At 62.6% G+C, this 24,641-nt stretch carries 19 protein-coding genes and 1 pseudogene; 8 read left to right on the top strand and 12 right to left on the bottom strand.

The features are described 5' to 3' along the window. Positions 1–7: 7 nt before the first annotated feature. Positions 8–1,336, top strand: coding sequence for a hypothetical protein (locus HX839_RS20565; protein WP_177067623.1), 1,329 nt, complete (start codon positions 8–10; stop codon positions 1,334–1,336). A 172-nt stretch (positions 1,337–1,508) separates the two neighbouring features. Here HX839_RS20565 and HX839_RS20560 read toward each other — a convergent pair. Together HX839_RS20560 and HX839_RS20555 are read right to left on the bottom strand one after the other, a co-directional pair. After that, positions 1,509–1,985: pseudogene (locus HX839_RS20560) on the bottom strand (flavin reductase family protein); the annotation flags it as partial. 59 nt (positions 1,986–2,044) lie between these two features. Then, positions 2,045–3,214 (bottom strand): p-hydroxyphenylacetate 3-hydroxylase oxygenase component, encoded by a 1,170-nt coding sequence (locus HX839_RS20555; protein ID WP_087694959.1) that lies wholly within the window; start codon positions 3,212–3,214, stop codon positions 2,045–2,047. Between the two features lie 229 nt (positions 3,215–3,443). On the opposite strand from HX839_RS20555, the gene HX839_RS20550 reads away from it, so the two are divergent. Next, the gene (locus HX839_RS20550; RefSeq protein ID WP_102368608.1) at positions 3,444–4,931 is read left to right on the top strand and encodes an aldehyde dehydrogenase family protein; all 1,488 of its coding nucleotides are present in this window, start codon (positions 3,444–3,446) and stop codon (positions 4,929–4,931) included. A gap of 62 nt (positions 4,932–4,993) precedes the next feature. Here HX839_RS20550 and HX839_RS20545 read toward each other — a convergent pair whose 3' ends face one another. Beyond that, positions 4,994–5,329, bottom strand: a complete 336-nt coding sequence (locus tag HX839_RS20545; RefSeq protein ID WP_008431194.1) for a DUF6124 family protein — start codon at positions 5,327–5,329, stop codon at positions 4,994–4,996. A 606-nt stretch (positions 5,330–5,935) separates the two neighbouring features. Here HX839_RS20545 and HX839_RS20540 point away from each other — a divergent pair. The 4 genes from HX839_RS20540 (at position 5,936) to HX839_RS20525 (ending at position 8,903) form a co-directional block, all read left to right on the top strand. Further along, on the top strand, positions 5,936–6,472 hold the full coding sequence (locus HX839_RS20540; protein ID WP_177067622.1) for a DUF3833 domain-containing protein: 537 nt from the start codon (positions 5,936–5,938) through the stop codon (positions 6,470–6,472). Positions 6,473–6,489: 17 nt separating this feature from the next. After that, a complete protein-coding gene (locus HX839_RS20535; protein ID WP_177067621.1) occupies positions 6,490–6,795 on the top strand; it encodes a DUF6482 family protein in 306 nt (101 codons plus the stop codon). Further along, a complete protein-coding gene (locus tag HX839_RS20530) occupies positions 6,792–8,333 on the top strand; it encodes a cryptochrome/photolyase family protein (RefSeq protein ID WP_177067620.1) in 1,542 nt (513 codons plus the stop codon). The genes HX839_RS20535 and HX839_RS20530 overlap by 4 nt, the downstream gene beginning before the upstream one ends. A 105-nt stretch (positions 8,334–8,438) precedes the next feature. Beyond that, positions 8,439–8,903: a hypothetical protein gene (locus tag HX839_RS20525; RefSeq protein ID WP_003219875.1), complete on the top strand. Its 465-nt coding sequence runs from the start codon at positions 8,439–8,441 to the stop codon at positions 8,901–8,903. Between the two features lie 144 nt (positions 8,904–9,047). Here HX839_RS20525 and HX839_RS20520 read toward each other — a convergent pair whose 3' ends face one another. Further along, positions 9,048–11,153: a TonB-dependent receptor domain-containing protein gene (locus HX839_RS20520; protein WP_177067619.1), complete on the bottom strand. Its 2,106-nt coding sequence runs from the start codon at positions 11,151–11,153 to the stop codon at positions 9,048–9,050. Between the two features lie 439 nt (positions 11,154–11,592). Here HX839_RS20520 and HX839_RS20515 point away from each other — a divergent pair, with 439 nt between their 5' ends. Both HX839_RS20515 and HX839_RS20510 read left to right on the top strand, forming a co-directional pair. Next, positions 11,593–12,780, top strand: a complete 1,188-nt coding sequence (locus tag HX839_RS20515; protein ID WP_177067618.1) for an acyl-CoA dehydrogenase family protein — start codon at positions 11,593–11,595, stop codon at positions 12,778–12,780. Positions 12,781–12,802: 22 nt separating this feature from the next. Next, positions 12,803–13,891, top strand: coding sequence for a sigma-54-dependent Fis family transcriptional regulator (locus HX839_RS20510; protein ID WP_003219869.1), 1,089 nt, complete (start codon positions 12,803–12,805; stop codon positions 13,889–13,891). A 35-nt stretch (positions 13,892–13,926) separates the two neighbouring features. Here HX839_RS20510 and HX839_RS20505 read toward each other — a convergent pair whose 3' ends face one another. The 8 genes from HX839_RS20505 to HX839_RS20470 all read right to left on the bottom strand — a co-directional run bounded on the left by HX839_RS20505 (position 13,927) and on the right by HX839_RS20470 (position 24,379). Then, positions 13,927–15,732, bottom strand: a complete 1,806-nt coding sequence (locus HX839_RS20505; RefSeq protein ID WP_008431180.1) for an ABC transporter ATP-binding protein — start codon at positions 15,730–15,732, stop codon at positions 13,927–13,929. Positions 15,733–15,991: 259 nt separating this feature from the next. After that, positions 15,992–16,504 (bottom strand): GNAT family N-acetyltransferase, encoded by a 513-nt coding sequence (locus tag HX839_RS20500; protein WP_134326161.1) that lies wholly within the window; start codon positions 16,502–16,504, stop codon positions 15,992–15,994. After that, on the bottom strand, positions 16,501–17,943 hold the full coding sequence (locus HX839_RS20495) for an MFS transporter (RefSeq protein ID WP_177067617.1): 1,443 nt from the start codon (positions 17,941–17,943) through the stop codon (positions 16,501–16,503). Before HX839_RS20495 ends, HX839_RS20500 begins: the two co-directional genes overlap by 4 nt. Further along, positions 17,940–19,148, bottom strand: coding sequence for an acyl-CoA dehydrogenase family protein (locus HX839_RS20490; RefSeq protein ID WP_008431174.1), 1,209 nt, complete (start codon positions 19,146–19,148; stop codon positions 17,940–17,942). Before HX839_RS20490 ends, HX839_RS20495 begins: the two co-directional genes overlap by 4 nt. 20 nt (positions 19,149–19,168) lie before the next feature. Next, on the bottom strand, positions 19,169–20,884 hold the full coding sequence (locus tag HX839_RS20485) for an ABC transporter ATP-binding protein (RefSeq protein ID WP_102606488.1): 1,716 nt from the start codon (positions 20,882–20,884) through the stop codon (positions 19,169–19,171). After that, entirely contained in the window at positions 20,881–21,744 is an 864-nt protein-coding gene (locus HX839_RS20480) for an ABC transporter permease (RefSeq protein ID WP_008431169.1), read from the bottom strand. Before HX839_RS20480 ends, HX839_RS20485 begins: the two co-directional genes overlap by 4 nt. Continuing rightward, positions 21,741–22,721, bottom strand: a complete 981-nt coding sequence (locus tag HX839_RS20475) for an ABC transporter permease (RefSeq protein ID WP_003219850.1) — start codon at positions 22,719–22,721, stop codon at positions 21,741–21,743. Before HX839_RS20475 ends, HX839_RS20480 begins: the two co-directional genes overlap by 4 nt. Then, positions 22,718–24,379 carry an ABC transporter substrate-binding protein gene (locus HX839_RS20470; protein WP_023659005.1) on the bottom strand — a complete coding sequence of 554 codons (1,662 nt, stop codon included), beginning with the start codon at positions 24,377–24,379 and terminating at the stop codon, positions 22,718–22,720. The genes HX839_RS20475 and HX839_RS20470 overlap by 4 nt, the downstream gene beginning before the upstream one ends. Positions 24,380–24,641: the final 262 nt, after the last annotated feature.

Below are 24,641 nucleotides of genomic sequence, written 5' to 3'. Positions count from 1 at the left end.
TATAACAATGCAGCACACACAACAAACCCATCACCTGTACAGGGCCATCAGCCTGGGCGTCGCGCTGATGATCATCGACTCATCGGCCCAGGCGTTCGAGCTGTATGCCGATGACGACACCCAGGTCACCGGCAACTTCCTGGCGGTGTACGGGATGTTCAACAGCCGCAAGAACTACGACGGCACCACCGGCGGTTCCACCTGGCGTGAAGGTTTTATCAAGTATGGCTTGAGCGTCGACCAGCGCTTCGGCGCCCTGGGCAGCGTGTATGGCACGGCCAACCTGGTCAGCTCGGGCACCTGGGGTGATGGCGATGCGTCGGGCGTGACCACCGGCGGCGAGCGCACCACCAAGTTCGACGAAGCCTTCGCCGGCTGGCGCTCGGGGGAACTGTTTCCGGCACTGGGCAAGGAGGGTGTGGACCTGTCGTTCGGCCGCCAGGTCATCATGCTCGGCGACGGTTTCATCATCAACGATGACGGCCCGAACTTCGGCAAGGGCGTGGATGACGGCAAGTTCAACCGGGGCGGCGCCTACTACATCGCCGCCCGGCATGCCTTCGATCAAACCGCAGTGCTACGCCTGGGTGGCAAGGACGGCGTGCATGGCAGCGTAATGTGGATCAAGTCCGACAACCGCGCCCAGGCCAACACTGAAATGGCTGCCGGCACCCTGGACTACACCGCCGCGCCCGGCACCCTGGGGTTGACCTATATCCACGGCATCAGCGTCGACGACCGTTATGCCAATGACCTGCAAAAACAGCGCGCCGGGATGAACATCTACAGCCTGCGGGGCGCCGGTAATGCCGGGATCGAGAACGCGCACTTTTCCTTTGAATACGCCTGGCAGGACAAGGACGCCGGCCCGGAAAAGGCCTGGTACACCGAAGGCGGTTATACCTTCGCCGCGCTGCCGTGGTCGCCGGACCTGACCTACCGCTACAGCCGCTATTCGAAAAACTGGGATGCGATGTTTTCGGGCTTCAACCGTGGCTACGGCACCTGGGTGCAGGGCGAGGTGGCCGGCAATTATTCGGGGCCGTTCAATACCAATACTGAGGTGCAGCATGTGGCGTTGAAGGTCAAGCCGCTGGACAGCGTCACCCTGGGCGCGCTGTTCTTCGACTACAAGACGTTGAGCAAGGGCGGCATGCTCAACCTCGATGGGCGCGAACTGGACCTGTACGCGGAGTGGGCGGTGAACGAACACCTGATCGTCACGCCGCTGTTGGGTTTGTACAAGCCCAACAAGGATGAGAGCAACGGCGGCAACCAGGTGGGTGGCAATGGCACCAATCTCTATAGCCAAGTCACCGTGGCCGTGCCGTTCTAACACAGATGCAATGAGCTACCGAGATCACATGTGGGAGCGGGCTTGCTCGCGAAAGCGGTGTGTCAGTCGCCAGATGTATTGGCTGACACTCCGCATTCGCGAGCAAGCCCGCTCCCACATTGAACCTGCTTCAGCCTTCGATAGAGGTGTTGCCCTACGGTTGCCGCTCCTCGATCCGCGCATACGCCCCCTGGTGATAGAGCAACGGCGCACGACCAAAATCATCAAACGCCACCACCTTGCCAATCATGATCCAGTGATCGCCACCATCCACCTGCTGGTACTTCTCGCAGTGAAACCGCGCCGAGCAATCAGCGAAGACCGGCGAACCGCCCTCTCCGGGCTCGAATTCGATTTCGGCAAAGCGATCGTCCCTGGGCCGGGCGAAGTTGTTCGACAGGTGGATCTGGTCGGCCGCCAGCACGTTGACCGCAAAATGGCTGGCCTGCTCGAACACCTCGTGGCTGTTGGAGCGCTTGTCGATGCTCCACAGCACCAGCGGCGGGTCCAGGGACACCGAGTTGAAGCTGTTGGCGGTGACACCCACTTTGCGCCCGCTGGCATCAGCGGCGGTGACCACCGTGACACCGGTGGCAAAGTTACCCAGGGCCCGGCGAAAGGCCCGTGGGTCGAAACTGTTATCAGACATGCAAGACTCCCGGACTGCATCAACGCGCAGTCCTGATGGTTGTGATGGCCGGGTCGGCGTCAAATCATGCTCGGATCAGGCTCGAGCCCCATCAGCTCACGCCCCAGGATCTGCGCGCACACGTCGTAATCGGTGTACGCATGGGCGCCGGTCATATGGGAATCGCGGAACAGACGCTGCATCTCGTTGTGCTCGAACCACGCATTGCCACCGGCGGCCTCGAACAAACGGTCCACCGCCTGGATGCACATCTTGGTGGCGTACGCCTGGTTGGTACGCCAGAACGCCAGGGTCTCGCGGCTCGGGTAACGGTGCTGTTCGCTGTGTTCGGCGTGTTCCTGCCAGGTCTTTTCCAGGAACGCCCGGGCGGCGGCCACCTGGTGTGTCGACTCGGCCAGGCGCATCAACGCCGGAGTCGCCGCCCCCACTGCCGCGCCGGTGTAGGCACGTACGCGGGTCCTGGTTTTTTCGCGGAATACTTCGAGCATGCGCTCGGCCACACCCAGGCTCACGGTGGAGAAACCGCTGGCGAAATAAGGCCGGTACGGCGAGTAGAAAATCTTGCTGTCGGGGTACAGACCGAAGCCGGCGGACTTGCCTTCCATCATGTCCTTGGCTTTCTGGATGCGGTGTTCTGGCACCCGCACGTTGTCGATGATCAGGGTCTTGGTGCCGCTGCCTTTCATGCCGGCGGCGAACCAGTCATCGCGAATCTGATAGTCGCTGCGCGGCAGTACCGCGAAGCAATAGTCCTGGGTGCCCTCGGCGTTTTTACGGCGGAAACCGACAATCGCCCACTCGGCATGATCGCAACCGCTGCTCCAGCCCATTTCACCGCTGAACAGCACACCGCCCTCAACTTCTTCAGTGCGGCCAAACGGCGCGATGCTGCTGCTGGCGGTGGCATTCGGGTTATCGCCCCAGACTTCCTGCTGCAACTTGGCGGGAAACAACGCCAGTTGATGGCTGTGGGTGCACAACAGGCTCATGGCCCAGGCGGTGCTGGCACAGGCGCCGGCCAGCAACGCGATGCAGTCGGCAAACTGCGGCAGGGAGATCTCCATGCCGCCGAAGGGTTTGGGTTGAAAGGCACGGTGCATGCCGATGCTCTTGAGCAGTGCAATGTTCTCGTCGGGAACCTTGCGGTCCTGCTCGGCCTGGAAGGCGTTGGCAGCGATGGTCGGCAGAATCGCCTTGAGATCTTCGAGGAGCGGGTTTGGCTTTTTCATGGACGGCCCTGCTTATTATTGGATGTCCGGCTGGCGTTCAAACTCAACGAACGGCGCTGGATGTGGGGCCAGTATGGAGCGGGCGACACCCCCGGAAAATGCACCTTCCACAGCCAAGATTGCACTTTCCACAGGCCTGGCAGCCACAGACATATCGCCCGGCAGGCACGGACAAGCCTGGCCCGGCGGCGCTGGTTACCCTCGGGCTTTTGCGAGCAAGGAAAATCCCATGAGCGATATTGCGCTGCTGCCTGAAGTCCAGGCCTTCCTCCGTCGAAGCCATGCCTTGTTTATCGACGGCGGGTACGTCCAAAGCCATTCCGGCCAGGCTCTGGAAGTGATCAACCCGGCCACCGGCGAGGTGATCGCCCAGGTTGCCGATGCGGACCTGGCCGATATCGACACAGCGGTGGAATCGTCCCGGCGTGGCTTCCGGCAATGGGCCCAGGTCGCCCCTGCCATTCGCGGCAATGTGCTGCTGAAACTCGCCGACCTGCTGGAGCAACACCGCGAAGCACTGGCGCAGATCGAAACCTGCCAGTCGGGCAAGATCATCCAGATTTCCCGGGCCTTCGAGGTCGATCAGGCAGCGCACTTCCTGCGTTACTACGCCGGCTGGGCCACCAAGATCAGCGGCCAGACCCTTACCCCGTCACTGCCCTCCTTCGCCGGCGAACGCTACACCGCGTTTACCCTGCGCGAACCGGTGGGCGTGGTAGTGGGCATCGTGCCGTGGAATTTCTCGACCATGATCGCCATCTGGAAACTCGCCTCGGCACTGGTGACCGGCTGCAGTATCATCATCAAGCCCAGCGAGTTCACCCCGCTGACCATTCTGCGCATCGCCGAACTGGCCATCGACGCCGGCCTGCCGGCGGGCGTGCTGAACGTGTTGACCGGTGGCGGCCATGTGGGCAAAGGCCTGGTGGAGCACCCGGGCACCGACAAGGTCTCGTTTACCGGCTCGGTGCCCACCGGCATCGCCGTGGGCCGCAGTGCCATGGGCGCCGGGTTGACCCGGGCGACCCTGGAACTGGGCGGCAAAAACTCCGCCGGATTCCTGCGGGATGTGGACCTCGACAAAGCGGTCAACGGCATCATCGAAGCCGGCTTCCTGCACTCCGGGCAAATCTGCGCGGCCGCCGAACGCTTCTTCGCCCACCGCTCGCAGATCGAGCCGATCATGGACAAACTGGCGCAACGCCTGGGCCGGTTGAACATCGGCTCGCCGCTGGACGAGCGCACCGAATTCGGCCCGGTGACCAACCGCCAGCACCAACAGAAACTCGAATGGTTTTTCGCCAAGGCCCGGGCCGAGAACAATACGATTGTCCACGGCGGCAAGCTGATCGACGGACCGGGGTGCTATGTGGAGCCCACCGTGATTCTCGCCAACACGATCCACGACACCCTGCTCAACGAAGAGACCTTCGGCCCGATCGCCACGTTTTTCCCCTACGACACCGAGGATGAGCTGCTGGAACTGATGAACAACACGCCTTACGGCCTGAGCGCCAGTCTCTGGACCAATGATCTGAGCAAGGCCCTGCGCATGGTGCCGGCGATCAACGCGGGGACGGTGTGGGTGAACATGCACACGATGCTCGACCCGGCGGTGCCGTTTGGCGGCAACAAGTCTTCGGGGGTGGGACGGGAGTTTGGCGGGGCGTTCATCGAGGATTACACCGAGCTCAAGTCGGTGATGATTCGCTACTGATAAACCGGGCGACCGATCGTTCCCACACTGGATTTATGTTGCCAGTTGGATTTCGGATGTGATCAGGCCACCGGACACTCCCGGTTCAGCGCCTCATCCACCAACAACTGCGCCATCTCCACCAATTGCACCACTGCCAACACTTGCTTGCGGCTGGCCCCATCAAGATGCTCGGCACAGTCATAGGCGCTGACAGCCGCCGATTCAAGAATCTCGCTGGCATTACACAAGGCGACTTCGGTGCTGAGGCCGGCACGTACGGAGAATAGTTTGTTGGAGGACGGAGGCGAAGCGGCAGGTTCTGAATTGAGGTCGTAGTGCTTGAATGCGCGCTGGGCAGCATCGTGGAATTTCTGGTCGTTCAAGTAATGCGGCGGGTTGGGCGAGACCTTTTTCATGGTGAAGCTCCTCTATGAGTAAGCACCTCCACGCTCGCTACCACACGATTAAGGAGGCGACTGTACACGGGGTGGTAGACCGGTCATAGAAACCCGGCAGGCCGAAGCCTCCCATGCACAGCCGCCACAAAGCAGCCCGCACAAAAAAACGCCCTTGAGCGTTTTGGGATCTATGAAATAGCCGGGCTACCACACCCGTTCGCTGAATTGGCAGCGACCCGCGAAGGTTAGCGGCGAGAAGGTCTGGAAGCAACCTGAAATCTATGTGGGAACGGTCTGCGTAGGAACGGGCGATACCGCTGCCGGCGTATGCCCATTGTTGATCGTTCCCACGCTCTGCGTGGGAATGCATACCGTGACGCTCCGCGTCACCCTTGCGCGAGACGTCAATCCGGCGGTGCCAGCGGGACGCGGAGCGTCCGAGGCGACATTCCCACGCAGAGCGTGGGAACGATCATCTGCACCTGGTCCCCCGAGGCTGCATATACCCGCCATAAATGGGCAGGCCGGTAGCCGGTAACATCCTGGTAATGCGCTAAATACCTGTACAATTTTATTATTTTGTACAAGTATCAGCAGTATCAAGCCCTCTCGGGGAGAACCGCAATGACCCGTCTATTGGTTTCGCTGGCCCTGGTGTTGGGCCTGAGCAGTTGTGGCAGCGTGGATGTAAAACACTATGCCGACCAGCAACCGCAACTGGACCTGGTGAGCTTCTTCAGCAAGCCCGTCAAGGCCTGGGGCATCTTCGAGAAACGCTCGGGTGAAGTGGCCAAGCGTTTCGAGGTGAATATCGCCAGCCGCCGCGAGGGTGAAAACCTGATTCTCGATGAGCGCTTTCTCTACAGCGATGGTACTCGCCAGCAACGTGTCTGGACCCTCACCCCGAACGGTCCCAACCACTGGCGCGGACGGGCCGGTGATGTGGTGGGCGAGGCCAGGGGCGAAGTGGCGGGCAACGCACTGCGCTGGCGCTACGTCCTGAACCTGCCGGTTGATGGATCCGTCTACGAAGTGAGCCTCGACGATTGGATGTACCTGATGGACGAAGACACGTTGATCAACCGCTCCAGCATGTCCAAGTTGGGTGTGGAAGTCGGCCAGGTGACGTTGTTCTTCCGTCGCCAGTCTTCACAACCCTGACCGGTAAGGAGTGAACCATGAACCTGCAAGCCCTGACCAAACTGGCCACCCAAGGCGCTGTACGCGAAATGGAACTGCTGTCGCTGGAAGGTGGTTTCTATCTGGCGCGCGTAACGCTGGACCACGGCCAGTTCACGCTGCTGGACGAGTCGGCGAAGCCCATGCACTTTCGCTCCGTCAATCACTTGCGTGACGTGTTGCAGGCGGTCCCTGCGTTTCCCTGCACCCTGGTGCATCAGTGCGTGCATGACGAAATGTGCGGCCGGCGAGAAGGCGCTATCGAGTCACTGCGAACGCCATTTTCCCTGGAAGCGCCGTGGTGACCAAGGCAGTTCGAAACCTGTGCCTGGTGCTGGGCGACCAGTTGTCGTTTGACCTGGCCTCACTGGATGGGCTGGACAGCCAGCGCGATGCGGTCTTGATGGTCGAGGTCATGGAGGAAGCCAGCCATGTGCCCCACCATCCGCAAAAAATCGTCCTGGTCTTCAGCGCCATGCGCCATTTTGCCCAGGCGTTGCAGCAGCGTGGCGTGCGGGTGCAGTACGTCACCCTGGACGATCCGCAAAACACCGGCTCGGTGCCCGGCGAGTTAAGGCGCTGGCAATCGCTGATGCAACCCCGGGAAATACACCTGACCGAATGCGGTGACTGGCGCCTTGAGCAATCCCTGAAGGACTGCGGTTTGCCGATCCAGTGGCATGCCGACCACCGATTCCTGTGCGGCCGTGACGAGTTCGCCGCTTGGGCCAGCGGTAAAAAACAGCTGCGCATGGAGTACTTCTACCGGGAGATGCGCCGCAAGAGCGGGCTCTTGCTCAACGGTGACGGTACGCCAGTGGGCGGTGCCTGGAACTTTGATGCGGACAACCGCAAGGCCTTGCCCAAGGGCACCAAGGCGCCCTACCCGGCGCGCTTCAGCTCGGACTCGATCACCCAGGACGTGCTGGCGCTGGTAGGTAAACACTTCAGCAGCCACTACGGTTCGCTCGACACCTTCGATTACCCCGTGACCCACGCCGACGCGCAGGCCCTCTGGAACTACTTTCTGGACTATGGCCTGGCGGGTTTCGGCGACTACCAGGACGCCATGGCCAGCGACGAGCCGTTCCTGTTTCACGCCCGTATCAGCGCAGCGCTGAACATCGGCCTGCTGGACCTGCGCCAGCTGTGCAGCGATGTGGAGGCGGCCTATTGGTCGGGCAGCATCGGGCTGAACGCTGGCGAAGGGTTTATCCGCCAACTGATTGGCTGGCGTGAGTACGTACGCGGCGTGTACTGGCTGAAGATGCCCGACTATGCCGCTGGCAATGCATTCGGCAACAGCCGCCCGCTGCCGGAGTTCTACTGGACGGGCGAGACGCAAATGAACTGCATGCGCCAGGCGATCGGCCAAAGCCTGAAACATGCCTATGCCCATCACATCCAGCGGCTGATGGTCACCGGCAATTTCGCCCTGCTGGCCGGCATCGTGCCCAGCCAGATATGCGAGTGGTACCTGGCGATCTACATGGACGCGTTCGACTGGGTCGAGCTGCCCAACACCCTGGGCATGGTGATGCATGCCGATGGCGGTTACCTGGGTTCCAAGCCTTATTGCGCGAGCGGCCAATATATAAAGCGCATGTCGGACTACTGCCGAGGGTGTGCGTACAAAGTCACGGAAAGTACCGCTGACAATGCCTGCCCGTTCAATGCGCTTTACTGGCACTTCCTGATGCGCCACGGCGACCTGCTGCGGGGCAATCAGCGCATGGCCATGCTCTATAAAAATCTCGACCGCATGCCTGAATCCAAACAGGACGCGCTGTGGCAACGGGGCCAGAGTCTGCTGGCCAAGTTGGATGCGGGTGAAACGCTGTGAAATTTTCCGGCCGCTGCGAATTGTTGTGAAGCCGGTGATAAATGGCCAATTGCCCATGCTAACGTCGGCTTCGATGTCATCCAATTCATTGAGGGAGCAGCGCCGATGTCTACTACCGTAACACCCGCCGGTGGCGGACCGACCACTCAAAAAGCCTCGACGTCGGTATTCGACGACAAGTTGAATATTTCCAAGTCGAGCAAGGTCATCGCCGATTACATGCGCCAAACGGGCAAGTCGGCCATTACCAAGCAAGAGCTTTCGCAACTGGCCAGTAATGCCTCGGGCAAGGTGCCGGCCGATGTGAGCGCTGCGGCCCAGTACATGGAGCGCCATCCCGACGTGTTCACCGCGATCGAAACCCATGATGTGGCCGGTGCCGATAACTTTTCCGGGGTGTGGAACTTCGACTGGGCAGCCAACGGTGGGCTCAACGGCACGGCGACCGATGCCATCGCCAAGATGCAGGACACCTTTGATTTCGCGATCGCCAAGTCGGCGCAGATCACCGAGATCAGCACCGGCAAAAAGGCCGAGCTGGACTCGACCAAACAGCGGCCGCAGAACTAGGTTCCTCGAAATGATCGTTCCCACGCTCCGCGTGGGAATGCATACCGTGACGCTCTGCGTCACCATCACCTCTCGCATCGACGGCCGGACGCAGAGCGTCCAAGGCGGCATTCCCACGCGGAGCGTGGGAACGATCTGTCACGGTCAGAAGTGAAACGCCACCCCCGTGGTCACGTTGAACGCATCCCCCACATAGAAGTTGGCCGAGTCCTGGCCCTTGGCGTCGTACGCGGTGTTGGTGGCCGTGGCATAGCGCTTGTTGGTCAGGTTGCGTGCATCGACGAACACTTCCCACTTCTTGCTCGGGGCCTCGTAGCCCACCTTGGCCCCCCACAACGTATACGACGGCGCACTCAGGGAGTTGGCAAAGTCGACGTAATAGCTGGACGCCGCCCGGGCGTTGAGCTGCGCGTAGAAACCGCTGCCCTGGCGATATTCCAGCTCGGCCTGGTAGACCTGGCGCGGCAGGCCCGGCAGCTGGTTGTCGCCGAACACCGCATCGTTGCGGTAGTGGAAGTCGTTGAAGGTGTAAGCCTGGCGCAGGGTCACGGTGTCGCCATTGCCGCCGTCCCACAGTTGCGCATTCAAGCCGGCTTCGATGCCCTGGTGAATGGTCGCGCTGCCGTTGGAGGTGGCCACCAATTGGTCCTGGGTGGCCGTCGCCTGGCGTACCACCACCGACAGCAGTTCTTTCTGCACCCACGAGCGGTAGACCGTCAGGCTGCCGTCAAAAATACCGTGGCCGCCGCGAATACCGAACTCCACGGTGTTGGCTTTTTGCGGCCGCACATCACGGATGTACGGCGTGCCGGTGCTGCCCAGCTGCCAGGTGACCGGTGGATCCACCGAGCGGCTGACGTTGCCGAACACTTCGAATTCCGGAGTCAACTGATAGCGCAGGCCAATGCGCGGGGCGACGTCGGTCTCGTCGTATTCAACGCCACTGGGGAACGCGCTGGTATTGGTGGCGGTGCTGTATTCGATCTGCGCCTTGCGCTTGATATCAATCAATGACAACCCGGTGGACAGCCACGTGCGGTCATTCAGTTGCAGTTCGTTGCCGAGGGAAAACACCGTGTCCCGCGAGCCGGTGTAGTTGGTCCTCTGCTGGGTGATGCCGGTGGCCTTGCTGTGGGATTTCACATCGGCCAGGTACGCCAGCGTATTGCTGAAGGTCACGCTGCTGTCGCTGCGCAGGCCGAAGAAGGTGTCGGCGGTGCGCAGGTAGCGCAAGGTCAGGTTGACGTCCTGGGAGCGCCATTCCTGTGGTGTTGGCGAATAGCGCCAGCCGTTGTCCAGCGGGTAATCGTTGTAGCCCAGGCCGACTTCGAGCTTGGCATTGTCGTCGAAGGTGTAGGTGGTGGTGCTGCCCAGCAGGGTCGAGCCGTCCTTCTTGCGCCCGATGGGCACGAGGTTGCTCGTGGGGTCATGCTTGAGCTGGTATTTGGTCAGGGTGTTGCCCTGGCTGAGGGTTTCTTCCTTGTAGCGAATGTAGAAGCGCGTCTCCAGTTGCGGGCTGAACACGTGGCCGAAGTTGGCAACGATCCCCTGCCCCTTGTTCGGTGTGTTGTCCTGGTAACCGTCACGCTCGTTGTGCTGGATGCTGACGTAATAGTCATTGTCGCCGTCCACGCCGCCGGTGCTCAGTTGCTCCTTGCGATAGCCGAAACTGCCGGCTTCGAAACGCGCGTAGTTGCCTGGATCGGTGCGGCCGGTCTTGCTCACGAAGTTGATCGCGCCGCCCAGGGACAAGGCTGAATAACGGAAGGCGTTGGCGCCGTAGAGCACCTCGGTGTGGTCCACGGAGGCCATGTCCAGCATGTCTTCCTGGGTGCCGCCCGGGCCGGTCAACGGCAGGCCGTCATAGAGGAATTTGATCCCCAGCACATAGCCTTGATAGAAGGTGTTGAGGCCCGAACCGCGGATCGAAATCTTGTTCGCGCCCGAGCCGCTGGTGGCCTGGGCGAATACGCCCGGCTGCAACGCCAGCACGTCCTCGGCGTTCGCCGCGCGGCCCTGTTCGATCTTGCGGTTGTCGATCACTGCGGTTTTGCCGGGCACCTTGGATAGTTGCTTCTCGGCCTTTTGCGCTTCGGTGGCTTCGGCACCGGTGACCACTACCGTGGCCAGGGTCGGGTCCGCCTGGGCGGCAAAGGCCGCGCCGTGTATCAACATCAACAGCACGCCAAGGCTGGACGCGGTGGCCAGTGACTCAAAACGACGAGCGCGAGGTTCAAACAGTTGCCGCATGAATTAAATACTCCTGGGGTCTCAAATTAGTTGGAGCATCTATTCGTATAGTCGCGCTCTATTTTCAACTTTGCAGGGTTCATGCCACGTCCAAGCCTCAATAAACACTGGCCGGCCACCCTTATTAATCGCCACAAGTGCAACACTTTGCTGGTGAAATGTTCGATTCCGGACAATACAAAAATCACCCACAAACACTTATATGTTCAAGCAATAAAAGCATAACGAAAGCCCCGCCCTGCGGGCACAGGACGCAACTGTGCAAATCCCAACAGCCCTCCAACAAAAGTTGCGTATTCGACACTGTCCGCGCCTGCATCCCCGTAAGAAGTCGCAAGTTATCGGCTTATTGTTACTTGGTATGGGTCTTGCTCTATCCATTGCCTGTTGAAACAAATCAGCTCGAGCATTCTCGACTTAAGCAACGAGGTATTCACGCGTGACGGTCAACTTATTCTGCACCCGCAGGACGCCACTGGAGATTGCCCGTGACCTGGCGACCGAGTTCGCGCGCACCGCCGTCGACCGCGACGCCAGCGGCGGTACGCCCAAGGCCGAACGCGACAAACTGCGCAGCAGCGGCCTGTTGTCCCTGAGCATCCCCGGGCAATTCGGCGGGCTGGACGCCAACTGGTCGGAAACCTTCGAGGTGGTGCGCGAATTCGCCCGGGTCGACAGCTCCATCGCCCACGTATTCGGCTTTCATCACCTGATGCTCGCCACCGTCCGGTTATTCGCCACGCCCGCACAATGGCAAACCTGGTTCAGCCTGACGGCCAGCAACAACTGGTTCTGGGGCAACACCCTGAACCCCCTGGACACCCGCACGGTGGTCAAGCGCCACACGGGCTGGCGGGAATTCTCGGGACAGAAGAACTTCTGCTCCGGGGCCAACGACTCGGAAATGCTGATCGCCTCGGCCATCGATGAAAGCGCCGGCGGCAAGTTGCTGATCGCGGCGATTCCCAGCGCCCGCAGCGGGATCATCCTGCACAACGACTGGAACAACATGGGCCAGCGCCAGACCGACAGCGGCAGCGTGACCTTCAAGCGCGTGCGCGTGGAAGAGTCCGACCTGTTGCTGGACCCGGGCCCCCTGAGTACTCCGTTCGCCTGCCTGCGCCCGCTGATTGCGCAACTGCACTTCGCGAATATCTTCCTCGGCATCGCCGAAGGCGCGTTCGAAGAAGCGCGCCAATACACCCTGGAAGAAGCCCGCCCGTGGTTCCGTTCCAGCGCCAGCCACAGCACCCAGGACCCTTACATCCTCAGCCACTACGGCGATTTCTGGGTGGCGCTGCAAAGCACCCGCCTGCTGGTGGAGCGCGCAGGCCAGGTGCTGGACGCGGCATGGGCCAAGGGCTCGGCCCTGACCAGCGAGGAACGCGGCGAAACGGCGATTGCCATCGCCACCGCCAAAGTCGCCGCCAGCCGCAATGGCCTGGAGTTGTGTAGCAAGGTCTTCGAGGTCACCGGCGCACGGGCGACCAACGCCTCGGTGGCCCTCGACAGGCACTGGCGCAACTTGCGCACCCAGAGCCTGCATGACCCGCTGGACTACAAACTTCATGAACTGGGCGAGTGGGCACTGAACGGTACCGCGCCCATCCCGACGTTTTATTCCTGATCTTTTATTCAAAGGGATAACCATGCAACTGCTGACCCTACCGCCCTCGCCCGCCCTTGCCACCTCCATCCGCGCCACCGCGCAGGTGTTTGAAGACCCCAGGTCCAAGGCCTTGCTCAAGCATGTGCAACAAGTCGCGCCGAGCGAAGCCAGCGTGCTGATCATCGGTGAAACCGGCACCGGCAAAGAGTTGGTCGCACGGCATATCCACAACCTCAGTGGCCGCAAGGAGCAGCCATTCGTGGCGGTGAATTGCGGTGCGTTCTCCGAATCACTGGTGGAAGCCGAGCTGTTCGGCCACGAGAAAGGCGCGTTCACCGGTGCCCTCGGTGCCAAGGCCGGCTGGTTTGAAGAAGCCAACGGCGGCACGCTGTTCCTCGATGAAATCGGCGACCTGCCCATGTCGATCCAGGTCAAGCTGCTGCGGGTATTGCAGGAGCGTGAAGTAGTGCGCCTGGGTTCGCGCAAAAGCATTCCGATCAATGTGCGGGTGCTGGCGGCGACCAACGTGCAGCTGGAAAAAGCCATCAACGCCGGGCATTTCCGCGAGGACCTGTTCTACCGCCTGAACGTGGTCAACTTGGAACTCAGCCCGCTGCGGGATCGCCCCGGCGATATCCTGCCGCTGGTGCAGTACTTCATCGACACCTACACCCGCCGCCTCGGCTATGGCGAGATCATCTTGAGCAAGGAAGCCGAGCAACGCCTGGCCACCTACAGTTGGCCGGGGAATATCCGCGAGCTGGAAAACGTCATCCACCACACCCTGCTGATCTGCCGCGACGGCGTGATCCAGGCCGATGACCTGCGCATGTCCAACCTGCGTATCGAACGCCAGGAAGACAGCACCACCGCCCATGACCTGCTCGACCAGGCCTTCCAGCGGCTGTTCGAGGAGCAGATAGAAAACCTCCACGAACAGGTGGAACGCAGCCTGCTCACCGCCGCCTACCGGCTGTGCCAGCACAACCAGGTGCACACCGCCGAGTTGCTGGGGCTGAGCCGCAACGTGACCCGCACCTTGCTGATCAACCTCGGTGAGCTGAAGGTCAACAAGCGCCGCCCGCTGGCCGGTGCCAAGGATGACAGGGTGCTGCACCTCTCGATCTGAACCTGACTGCGCGGCGTACCCGGTACGCCGCTTGGTCACACCACCGCTTCATCCAGCGCATCGCTGAACTGGCGACTCCACAACCGCGCATATTGCCCGCCCTGGCGCAGCAACTGTTCGTGGCTGCCGTCCTCGATCACCCGGCCATTGTCGAACACCAGGATCCGGTCCAGGTGGGCCACGGTGGACAGCCGATGCGCGACCACCAGCACGGTCTTGTCTTCCATGATTTCGTCGAGCTTGTCCTGGATAAAGCGCTCGGTGATCGAGTCCAGGCTGGAAGTGGCTTCGTCCATCACCAGGATCGGCGCGTTTTTCAGCAACACCCGGGCAATCGCAATGCGCTGGCGCTGGCCGCCGGACAATTTGACCCCACGCTCGCCCACCAGCGATTCGTAGCCGTGTTCCATGCTGTCGATAAATTCACTGGCGCCGGCGCGGTGGATCGCCTCGGCGACCTCGTCCATCGAGGCATCCAGGCGGCCGTAGTGGATATTTTCGCGAATGCTGCGGTGGAACAGGCCGGGCTCCTGGGGAATCAGGCCGATCTGCTGGTGCAGCGAATGCTGGGTCACCTCGCGCACGTCCTTGCCGTCCACCAGCACCTGGCCTTGCTGCACGTCGTAGAGACGCAGGAGCAAGCTCAGCAGGGTCGACTTGCCGGAGCCCGAAGCACCCACCAGGCCGACTTTCTGGCCGGCGGGGATGACGATATTCAGGTGTTCGAAAATCGAACGGTCACCGCCATAGCTGAAGCCGACATCGCGAAACTCGATATCGCCGCGCTTGACCATCAGCGCCTTGGCGCCGGGTTGGTCGATGACTTCATGGGGGCGGATCAGGGTGCGCACACCGTTGGCGATATTGCCGGTGGCTTCGAAGAATTCGAGAAAGCGTCGCGACAGGTTTTCCACATCGCTGATGATCAACAACGAAAGGCTGGTGGACATGACAAACGCAGCAATGTCGATACGGTGGCTGCGCCACAGGTAGAGCGCCAGCAATAACAAGCCGAGCTTAAGCACTACGCCACAGGAAGCCTGGAACCAGCGAATTTTCTCCATATACCCCAGGGATCGGTAGGCAGCCGCCACCTCCTTGTCGAGGAAAGTGCCGAGGTAACTGTGCTCGAACGCATGGCGCGCAAACAGGCGGATATTGGCCAGGTTGGAGACCGCATCCACCACTTTGCCGGTGCTGGTGCTGCGCGCTGCCGAATACTGTTGCGCCAGAGGATGACTGCGGCGTGCGAGGACGTAGCAGATAGCGATAAACGCCACCGACCAACCCGCCATGAACAACGCCAACAACGGCGATGCGGTCCATAGCAAGGCCGTGGCCAGGCTCAGCGTCACCAGCAGCGGGATCAGGTCGAACAACAAGATGCTCAGGGTCTGATTCACGCCCAGGGTAATTTCCGCCACCCGATGCGCCAGTGCCCCGGCGAACTCATTGCTGATGAAACGATGGGAGTGCTGCTGCAGATAGGCGAACACCACATGCGTCACCGTGCGCCGCTGCAACGGCAAGACGTGGATATGGCAGCCTGCCGATGCACGGGTAAACAGTACTTGGCACACCAGTAGCGCGCTTAGCAGTGTCAGTGGCCATTGCAGCACTTCAAAGGCACGCTCCGCTTCCAGCCCGTTGCTCACGGTGCGGGTGATCTGCCCCAGCCCCCAGGGCGTCAGAATCGAACACACCACCGCGGCGATCTGCAGCAGCAGGATAGCCAGGTACCAACCTTTGAAATGTCCGATGAAATGCCGCACAAACGCCGCCGGCGTCGATGGCAAGTGCTGGACATTCCAGGTGCGAAACAATGAAAAAGACGAACTCATGGCCAATGACATTCCTGAATGACGCCTGTGGCCGCGCAGCTTTCAGGCAAAAATGGTGAGTGTGATCGTTCCCACGCTCTGCGTGGGAATGCATCCGGTGACGCTCTGCGTCACGATTTTAAGAGCGGACGCAGAGCGTCCAGAGCGGCATTCCCCTGTGGCGAGGGAGCTTGCTCCCGCTGGAGTGCGAAGCGCTCCCAGGATTTTGGGGCCGCTGCGCAGCCCAGCGGGAGCAAGCTCCCTCGCCACAGGTTCAGCGTCACTTTTGGGATTGGTAGCGAAGTTCCTCCAACTCACGACCGCCCCGAGCAAGGGTGCGGCTTGATTCGGGCTGCGCTATCCATCCTGCATTTTGGTAAAAGCGCACTGCCCGCCGGTTTTCAGCCAGCACCCACAACGTCGCCGTCTCCAGGCCCAGGCTCGCGAGATGCTCCAGCCCCCTGAGCCACAGCGCCCTGCCCACCCCCGTTCCCCAATGCTCGGCCAGCACATACACCGCCTGCACTTCACCGGTTACGCCTGGATCAGCATCCTCATCACGACTCGAGCTGACAACAATCCAGCCCACCACACGCCCCTCGACCTGCGCGACAAACACAGCTTCGCTCCCCTGCTCAATCGACTGCCGCCAAAAGGCTTCACGCCGAGGCTGCGTCGCCTCCAGCGAAGCCAGGTAATCCGCCGGCATCAGTTCACGATAAGCCTGCTGCCAACTGCGAATATGCACCCAGGCAATGTCACCTGCGTCCTCGATACGTGCTGCACGAATCATCCAATTCCCTCTGCGCGTTTTGCATAAATCGCCGAGCCCGCCTGGGGCGACAGCCTGCGATAAACCAGCCCCGACAAGGCACACAGCAATCCGGCACCCGCCATGATCCAGGCGATATCACTCTGCTCGACCGTGGCATGCCCGCGCACGGCCATGATCAAACCGAGCAGCCCCGCCGCGATGCCCACCGATAAACTCAACGTCAACTGAATGGTCATCGCCGACAGGCTGCTGGCGCGGCTGGATTGCTCCGGTGGCACGTCGGCATAGGTCAACGCCCCCAGGGTGCTGAATTGCAGCGAGCGAATGATCCCGCTGCCAAATAACACCAGTATTACAATCCAGTAAGGCGTTGATACCTCGAACAGGCTGCACGCCAGGATGGTTGCACCGGTGAGCACCGCATTGCCGATCAAGGTGCGCCGGAAACCGAAGCGGCTGACAATCCGCACTGCCAGCATTTTCATCAGCAACGCACCCACGCCACCGGCCACGCTCAGCAGCCCCGCCTGCAACGGGTTAAGCCCGAAACACAGCTGGAACAGCAACACCAGCAAAAACGGCTGTGACGCGCTGCCGATGCGCATCAGGTTGCCGCCCCAGAAGCTCACCGCGAAGGTCGGGATTTTCAACAATGAAAAATCGATCAACGGGTACACCGTCCGCCGTGCATGCAGGACATACAGCCAGGCACTCAACAGCCCGCCGCCAATCAGCAGCAACGCCCACTGGCGCGGCAACAGGCCGTGGCCCAGCACCTCGAAACCGAACACCAGCCCGCCCAATGCCACGCCGCTGAGCAACAGGCCGGGAACGTCCAATGGCTGGCCGGGTGTCCCGGAATAGTCCGGGATATAGCGCAGCACCAGGATCACCCCAAGCACGCCGATCGGCAGGTTGATCAGGAAGATCCAGTGCCACGACAGCACCGTCACCAACAGCCCGCCCAACGGTGGGCCCAGCAGCGGCCCAACCAGCGCCGCCACCGTCAGGTACGACATGGCACGCAGCAGGTTTTCCCGCGCCGACCAGCGCAGCAGGATCACCTGCCCCACCGGCACCATCATCGCCCCCGAGGCGCCCTGGGCCAAACGCGCCAGGGACAGTTGCAACAGCGAGCCCGAGCAGGCACAGGCCACCGACGCGAGGGTGAACAGCACGATGGCGCTGATAAACACCCGACGCGGCCCGAACCGGTCGGCCGCCCAGCCGCTGACCGGCACGAACAGCGCCACCGCCAGCAGGTATAGTGACACCACCAGGTTCATGCGCACGCTGGGCTCGCCGAAATCCTGGGCCATCTGCGGCAGCGCCGTGAGCACCGCCGTGGCGTCGATCAATTCCATGAACAGCGCACAGCCGATGATCATTGGCACCCGGCGCGCGTGCCCGGAGCCCACCTCGCCCAAGGGGTGTGAAAGGTCGAGGGCTTTGTTCAAAACAGCCCCGATGTCGGAGGCGGCGTGCCCTTGAGTTGCCAGGCGCCCACGGCTGCGGCTTTCCAGTGCCGGGGATTGTGGTTGGCCACGGTGCGCGCGTTGCGCCAGTGCCGGTCCAGGTTATGCGCGCGGCCGGTGGTGGAAGCGCCACCCACGTCGAACACCAGTTCGGCGGCCTTGAGCGCCGACTCGGCCGCGATGTATTGCGCCTGGGCCACGTCCACTGCCGCCTGGTCGACGGCCACCGCATCAAGATCCGCAGCCCAGGCGCGGTCAATGGAGTCCGCCGCGTGCAACACCACCGCTTCGGCGGTAAAGGCCCGGGCCGAGACGTCGCCCACGCTCAGTTCCACGTACGGGTCATCCACCGAGCGCGTGGCGCTGCTGTGCTTGATCGGCCGCGCATGCTCCTTGGCAAAGGTCACCGCATCATTCAGCGCATTTCGCGCTATACCGGCCTGCACCGCCGCGAGGAACACTTGCAGGAACGGCGTGACAATCGTGCGTTTGCCTTCCTCGACGGTGCGGGTGCGGATCTCGCTGGCCAACACCTGCACATCATGCAGATGGGTGGTGCCACTGGCGGTCAGGCGCTGGCCCATGGCGTCGAAATCATCCAGCAACTCCAGGCCCTGGCGGTCGCGCGGCAGGATGAACGACACGGGCTGGTCATTCTCGTCCAGGGCGACGGCGCTGACCCAATCGGCATACAACGAACCGGTGCTGTAGTACTTGCTGCCGCAAGCGCGAAAGTGCTCGCCGTCACGCACGATGCGCGCACTGATCGAACCGTTGGCACCGCCGACTTCCCAGCCGGCATTGCCGATCACGGCGCCTTGCAGGTAGCGCCCGAACCAACGCTCGCGCTCCTCCTCCGCCCCCTCGGCGCGGGACGCCAGCAGGCCTTCGACAAACCCGAAACCGGGGCGCAGCGCCTGGGCCACGTTGGAGTCGGCCGAGGCGATGCGAATCAGCAAGGCAATCACGTCCTTGACCGAACCACCGGCGCCGCCAAACCGCTTGGGAATCCGCACGGTAAACAACCCGGCCTGGGCGATCTGCGCCACGGCCTCATACGGCAGTTGGCGGTCACGCTCACGTTGCGCAGCGCCGGCGGCAATCTGCGGCAGGATGCGGTCGGCACGGGCGTTCAGTTCGGCCACCGTTACAACCGGCGGCGTGGGTACAGCAGACAACTTGCTCATGGCACTTCCTTGATTCAGGTCTAGATGGCGATTTTCCACAGGCGCGATTCATCAAACAGCCAGCCGGGGTTTTCCGGCTCCAGGGCCGGCACCACCAACTGCTTGCCGCTGCCTGGCAGGCGTGGCACCGCGCCCAGCAGGCGCCGGGTGTATTCGTGCTGGGGCGATTCAAACAACGTCTCGACGCTGGCGCTTTCCACCACCTGGCCGTGGCGCATCACCAACACTTCGTCGCTGACGTGGCGAATCACCCCCAGGTCGTGGGAGATAAACAGGTAGGCCAGGCCCAGCGAGGCTTGCAGGTCGGCCAGCAGATCCAGGACCTGGGCCTGCACCGACACGTCCAGCGCCGACACCGGCTCGTCGCAGATAATCACTTTGGGGTTGCTGGCAATCGCCCGGGCAATCGCCACGCGCTGGCGCTGCCCGCCCGACAGTTGCAACGGTCGGCGCTCGGCCAATTGCGGCGCCAGGCGTACCTGGTCGAGCAACTGTGTCACGCGGGCCGCCTGTTGCTCGGCGTCGATACCGGCAACGTCCAGCGCATCACTGAGGATCTGCCCCACCGTCCAGCGCGGGTCGAACGAACTCAGCGGGTCCTGATAAATCACGCTGATATCCCGGCGATGCACACGGCGGGTCTTTTCCTCGACCCGCTCGGTACCTGCCGCGGCCCATGGCTGGTCGAGAAAACGCACCTCACCGGCATCCGGTTGCAGCAAGCCGAGGGCGATGCGTGCCACGGTGGTTTTGCCGGAGCCGGATTCACCGACGATGCCCAGGGTGCGACCGGCGCGCAGCTCGAAGCTGACGTTATCCACCACCTGGCGCGACTGTTGATCGGGGCCCACATACCGCTTGCCCAGGCCGGAGGCCTTGAGCAGCACCGGCGAATCCGCGCCGGGCCGTGGTTGCGCCACAGCGTTGCTGCGCTCCGGCGACAGGCGTGTGCCCCGGGCATGCTCGGCGGGCACCGCATCCAGCAACGAGCGGGTGTAGGCGTGGCGTGGGTTGAGCAGCACCTGATCCATCGGGCCCTGCTCCACCACTTCGCCGTGGCGCAGCACCAGCACCTCATCCGCCAATTGCGCGACCACTGCCAGGTCATGGCTGATGATCAGCAGCGAATCGCCACGGGCCTTGATCTGCTGCAATACCTGCAGGATCTGCGCCTGCACCGTGGCATCCAGCGCCGTGGTCGGTTCATCGGCGATCACCAGGCCGGGGTTCAATGCGAGTGCGCTGGCAATCAGCGCACGCTGGCGCAGGCCGCCGGAGAGTTGATCGGGGCGCTGGCGCGCACGCAGTTGCGGCTCGGGTACGCCCACCAGGTCCAGCAGTTCGATGACGCGTTCGCCACGGCTGCGACGGTCGCCCCAGCGATGGGTCTCCAGCACCTCGAGAATTTCCTTGCCCACCGGCCGCAACGGGTCGAGGGACACCAGTGCATCCTGCAACACGAAGCCGATGCCATTGCCACGCAAACGACGCCAGCCGCGTTCCGACAGGCTGAGCAAATCCACGCCGTCATAGCTCAAGGTGCGCGCCGTAACCTTCGCGCCCGCACCCGCCAGGCCGATCAGGCTGCGGGCGGTGACGCTTTTACCGGAGCCGGATTCGCCCACCAGCGCCAGGGTCTTGCCAGGCTCCAGGGTGAAAGACAGATTGCGCACCACCGACTGCCCGGCAAACTCGATGGACAGCCCTTCAACGATCAAGCGTTTCTGGTCGCTCATGAAAGACGGCCCTCCAGGCGTTGTTGCAGGTAACGGCCAGTGACCGTGGTCGACAGCGTGGTCAATACGATGAACAGCCCGGGGAAGAACGTCAGCCACCAGGCGTTGGCGATGAAGTCGCGGCCCATGGACAACATGGTCCCCCACTCCGGTGCCGGCGGACGGGCGCCCAGGCCGAGAAAACTCAGGGCCGAGGCCCAGACAATCGCCTGGCCCACGCCCATGGTCAGGGTCACGATCAACGGGCGCATGGCGTTCGGCAGCAACTGGCGCAGGATGATGCGCAGCGGCGGATGCCCGAGGGCGCGGGCGGCTTCGATATAGCCCGCGTTGCGCACCGCCAGCACCTGGCCACGGACCATCCGCGCATAACCCGGTGCACTGCCCAGCCCGGTGGCGACGATCAGCGGGCCGATGCCGCTGCCGAAAATCGCCACGAACAACAGCGCCAGGATCAGGCTCGGAAACGCAAACAGCACTTCCAGCAACCAACCCACGCCGCGGTCCACCCGCGTACCGCCCAGCCCGCCCAACAGGCCGAGAACGATGGCGATGCTCATGGCGATAGCGGTTGCAGCCAGGCCGATGAACAACGACTGGCGGGTGCCATGGATCACCCGCGAAAAAATATCCCGCCCCGACTGATCGGTGCCGAACCAGTGGGCCAGGCTCGGCGAATGAAACGCATCGCGGGGCACGATGGCCAGCGGGTCGCTGTAGGCGAACAACTGCGGCACCAGCGCCGCGACGATCACCAGCAACAGAAAGGTAATCGCCAACAGCGGGCCGAGGCGCAGCGTGCGAGTGGTGCGCTGAATCCGCAGCGCGGGCAGCGGTGTTTCCAGGGTCAGGCCACTCATGCTGGAAGCTCCTGTTGGCGAGGGTCGACCCACAGGTACAGCAGGTCGACCAGAATATTGGCGAGCACGTAGCCGGCGGCGACCACCAGGCTGATGCCAATGGTCAGCGGCAGGTCCTGGGCCTGCACCGCCTGGTACAACTGGCGGCCGAGGCCCTTGCGGGAAAAAATCACTTCGATCACCACGGCACCGCTGATCAGCGCGCCGATGGCCCAGCCCGACAGCGAGATGCCCGGCAACACGGCGTGGCGCAACGCGTGTTTGAAGCGCACGTTGAAGTCACTCAGGCCACGGGTGCGGGCGGTCAGGATGAAGGGTTGGTCGAGGGTCAAATCCAGGGATTCGCGGGTGACCTGGGCGATAAACCCGGCCAGCGGAATCGCCAGGGCGAACGACGGCAACACCAGGGTGCGCCAGCCATCACTGCCTGCCGGCGGAAACAGCCGCAGGCCGAACGCAAACACCGCCAGCAGCAGAATCCCCAGCCAGAAGTGCGGCAGCGCGGCGGCCAGGGTTTCGGCCAACGAGGCCAGGCTGGCAACCCAGCGTCGCCGGCCGGCGGTCAGCACCGTCAGCGCCAGCACCAGGACCCAGGCCAGGGCGAGCGAGGTCAGGGTCAGCTCCAGGGTCGGCCAGGATTGCTCGGCGAGCACTCGGGTCACCGGCAGGTGCTGGGAATAGGAAACCCCCAGGTCACCCTGCACCAGTCGCCCGAGGTACAACGCGTATTGCACCGCCAATGGTTTGTCGAGGCCGTACTCGCGGGTGGCTTCGGCGATGGTCTCGGGGGTGGGGTTGCCGCTCGGGCCGCCGAGGATCGCCTGCACCGGATCGCCGGGCATCAGGCGCAAGGCAAAGAACGTCAGCGTGGCCACCGCCCAGAGCACCAGCACGCCGCCGGCAAGGCGCCACAGCGCACGTTTGCCGAGCCGGGCCAGGCGCTCGCGCCGTGGGTTGGCAAGTGATGTGTCGCTCATTTGTTCACCCATGCGTCATAGAGATAAGTCACCGCCAGCGACGGCTCCAGCCGCACGCCCTGGGTGGTCTTGTAGATACCCAGCCGCGTGCTTTGCGGGTAGGTGGTCAATTGCAGGTACTGGCTGGAAGCGATTTTCTGCGCCTGGTAATACAGCGCCCGGCGCTGCTCGCTGTCCTGGGTGGTGAGGGCTTGCCGGATCAGCGTGTCGAACGCCGGGTCACTGAAGCCTGCGGTGTTCTGGTGGTAACCACCGACACCCGCCGGGCTGATGAACTCACTGCCGAAGATGATCCGCAGCACGTCGGCGGTGTTGGTGTTCCAGTAGCCGAGGCGAATGTCGTAGTCCCAGTCGGCCTGGCGTTTGGTGGCCTGCACGTCACTCATCTGGTCGACGATCAGCTCGAAGCCGACCTGCCGAGTGGTGGCCTGCACCTGCTCCCACAAGGTGTATTCCGACGGTGGCGTGCGGTTGCCCATCACCACGTGAACTTGCAGGCGCTTGCCGTCCTTGGTGCGGTAGCCCTCGCTGTCGCGCTGGGTCCAGCCGGACTGGTCGAGTAACTGAGCAGCCCGGGCGGGGTCGTAATCCTGGGCGTGCTGGAACTCCGGGCTGTAAAAGCGCGTGGCTGGGCTCAGCGGCCCGCCGGCGCGGGGGAATTCGTTGAAGTACACGCTCTTCAACGCGCCCTCGATGTCGGAACTGCGCACAAAGGCTTCGCGCACTCGCACGTCATCGAACGGCGCACGGGTAATGTTCAGCGTGCCGTTGGTGGGGTTGCCGGGGCGTTGGGCGATCACCAGGGTCAGGTCCGGGTTGCGTCGAGCGGCCTCGTGGGATTCGGGCGGCAACGCTTCGATCACGTCGACCTCGCCAGCCTGCAACGAGGCGAAGCGCACGGAAGGTTCCTGGATGAACTTCCAGACGATCCGGTCGAGCCAGGCCGGGCCCTGGTGCTTGGCGGTGGGTGGCGCCCAGTTGTAGTCGGGGTTGCGCACCAGCTCGACCTGGCTTTGCCGGTCCCAGCGCACGACCTTGAACGGGCCGCTGCCGACCGGGCTTTCGCAGTTCACATCGCGCGAGCGCAGCAATGCCGTGGGGGACTCGATGCCGAGGAAGCCTTGGGCGAGGACTTCAAGAAAGGCCGCGTACGGCGTGGCCAGGTGCACCACTGCGGTGTATTCGTCGAGCACGTCGGTGCTGCGGTATTGGCGGATGTAGCCGCCTGCGGTGCTGGACTGGGTCTTGGGGTTGGCCATGTGGTCGAGGTTGGCCTTGACCGCCGCGGCGTTGAACGGGGTGCCGTCGGTGAAGTGCACGTCGTTGCGCAGGTGGAAGGTGTAGGTCAGGCCGTCGGGGGAGACTTCCCAGGTCTTGGCGAGCCAGGGGCCGATGCGGCCGTCGGCGTCCATCGAGACCAGGGAGTCGAGGTACTGCTGGGCGACGAACACCTGGGGCATGTCGCCGGCCACGTGGGGGTCGAGGCAGGTGGGTTCGCGGTCGGTGGCGTACACGAGGGTGCCGCCCTTTACCGGCTGGTCACTGCGGGTGACGGTTGAGCTGCCTTGGCCACAGCCCAGGAGCAGGCCGCAGAGTGTGGCGGTGCCGATAAGGAGCAACGGGCTGGATCGTCGCGGGTAAGGGGCGGGTTCTTGCATGATGGGTCAGGCCTAAAGTCCGGGAACTGGGTCATTGCACAAGGCATGCCGGGTTTTTGGGCCTGTAAACAGGGGGGATTGGAGGGTTGGGGGATTGCTGAAAACGACAATGTGTGTGGGAAGTGTTGGTCAGGCAACAGCTCGGCCTTGGGGGGGCGTGAGGTTTGAGTACATATCCGTTGCTGCGGTAACGGCGGCTATTGGTTCCGCTCTTACAGCGGCTCACTTTTGAACAGCGCAAAAGTAAGCAAAACGCTCTTGC

Origin of the sequence: Pseudomonas sp. I8001, from assembly GCF_013385345.1 — a bacterium.
Classification (GTDB): Bacteria; Pseudomonadota; Gammaproteobacteria; order Pseudomonadales; family Pseudomonadaceae; genus Aquipseudomonas.
The sequence above is the reverse complement of the archived record's forward strand: the minus strand, read 5'-3'. Positions and strand labels throughout refer to the sequence as shown.

Coding starts and splice junctions, on each gene's coding strand:
- HX839_RS20565 (WP_177067623.1), top strand. CDS start 8: ATGCAGCACACACAACAAACCCATCACCTGTACAGGGCCATCAGCCTG.
- HX839_RS20555 (WP_087694959.1), bottom strand. CDS start 3,214: ATGAAAAAGCCAAACCCGCTCCTCGAAGATCTCAAGGCGATTCTGCCG.
- HX839_RS20550 (WP_102368608.1), top strand. CDS start 3,444: ATGAGCGATATTGCGCTGCTGCCTGAAGTCCAGGCCTTCCTCCGTCGA.
- HX839_RS20545 (WP_008431194.1), bottom strand. CDS start 5,329: ATGAAAAAGGTCTCGCCCAACCCGCCGCATTACTTGAACGACCAGAAA.
- HX839_RS20540 (WP_177067622.1), top strand. CDS start 5,936: ATGACCCGTCTATTGGTTTCGCTGGCCCTGGTGTTGGGCCTGAGCAGT.
- HX839_RS20535 (WP_177067621.1), top strand. CDS start 6,490: ATGAACCTGCAAGCCCTGACCAAACTGGCCACCCAAGGCGCTGTACGC.
- HX839_RS20525 (WP_003219875.1), top strand. CDS start 8,439: ATGTCTACTACCGTAACACCCGCCGGTGGCGGACCGACCACTCAAAAA.
- HX839_RS20520 (WP_177067619.1), bottom strand. CDS start 11,153: ATGCGGCAACTGTTTGAACCTCGCGCTCGTCGTTTTGAGTCACTGGCC.
- HX839_RS20510 (WP_003219869.1), top strand. CDS start 12,803: ATGCAACTGCTGACCCTACCGCCCTCGCCCGCCCTTGCCACCTCCATC.
- HX839_RS20505 (WP_008431180.1), bottom strand. CDS start 15,732: ATGAGTTCGTCTTTTTCATTGTTTCGCACCTGGAATGTCCAGCACTTG.
- HX839_RS20500 (WP_134326161.1), bottom strand. CDS start 16,504: ATGATTCGTGCAGCACGTATCGAGGACGCAGGTGACATTGCCTGGGTG.
- HX839_RS20490 (WP_008431174.1), bottom strand. CDS start 19,148: ATGAGCAAGTTGTCTGCTGTACCCACGCCGCCGGTTGTAACGGTGGCC.
- HX839_RS20485 (WP_102606488.1), bottom strand. CDS start 20,884: ATGAGCGACCAGAAACGCTTGATCGTTGAAGGGCTGTCCATCGAGTTT.
- HX839_RS20480 (WP_008431169.1), bottom strand. CDS start 21,744: ATGAGTGGCCTGACCCTGGAAACACCGCTGCCCGCGCTGCGGATTCAG.
- HX839_RS20475 (WP_003219850.1), bottom strand. CDS start 22,721: ATGAGCGACACATCACTTGCCAACCCACGGCGCGAGCGCCTGGCCCGG.
- HX839_RS20470 (WP_023659005.1), bottom strand. CDS start 24,379: ATGCAAGAACCCGCCCCTTACCCGCGACGATCCAGCCCGTTGCTCCTT.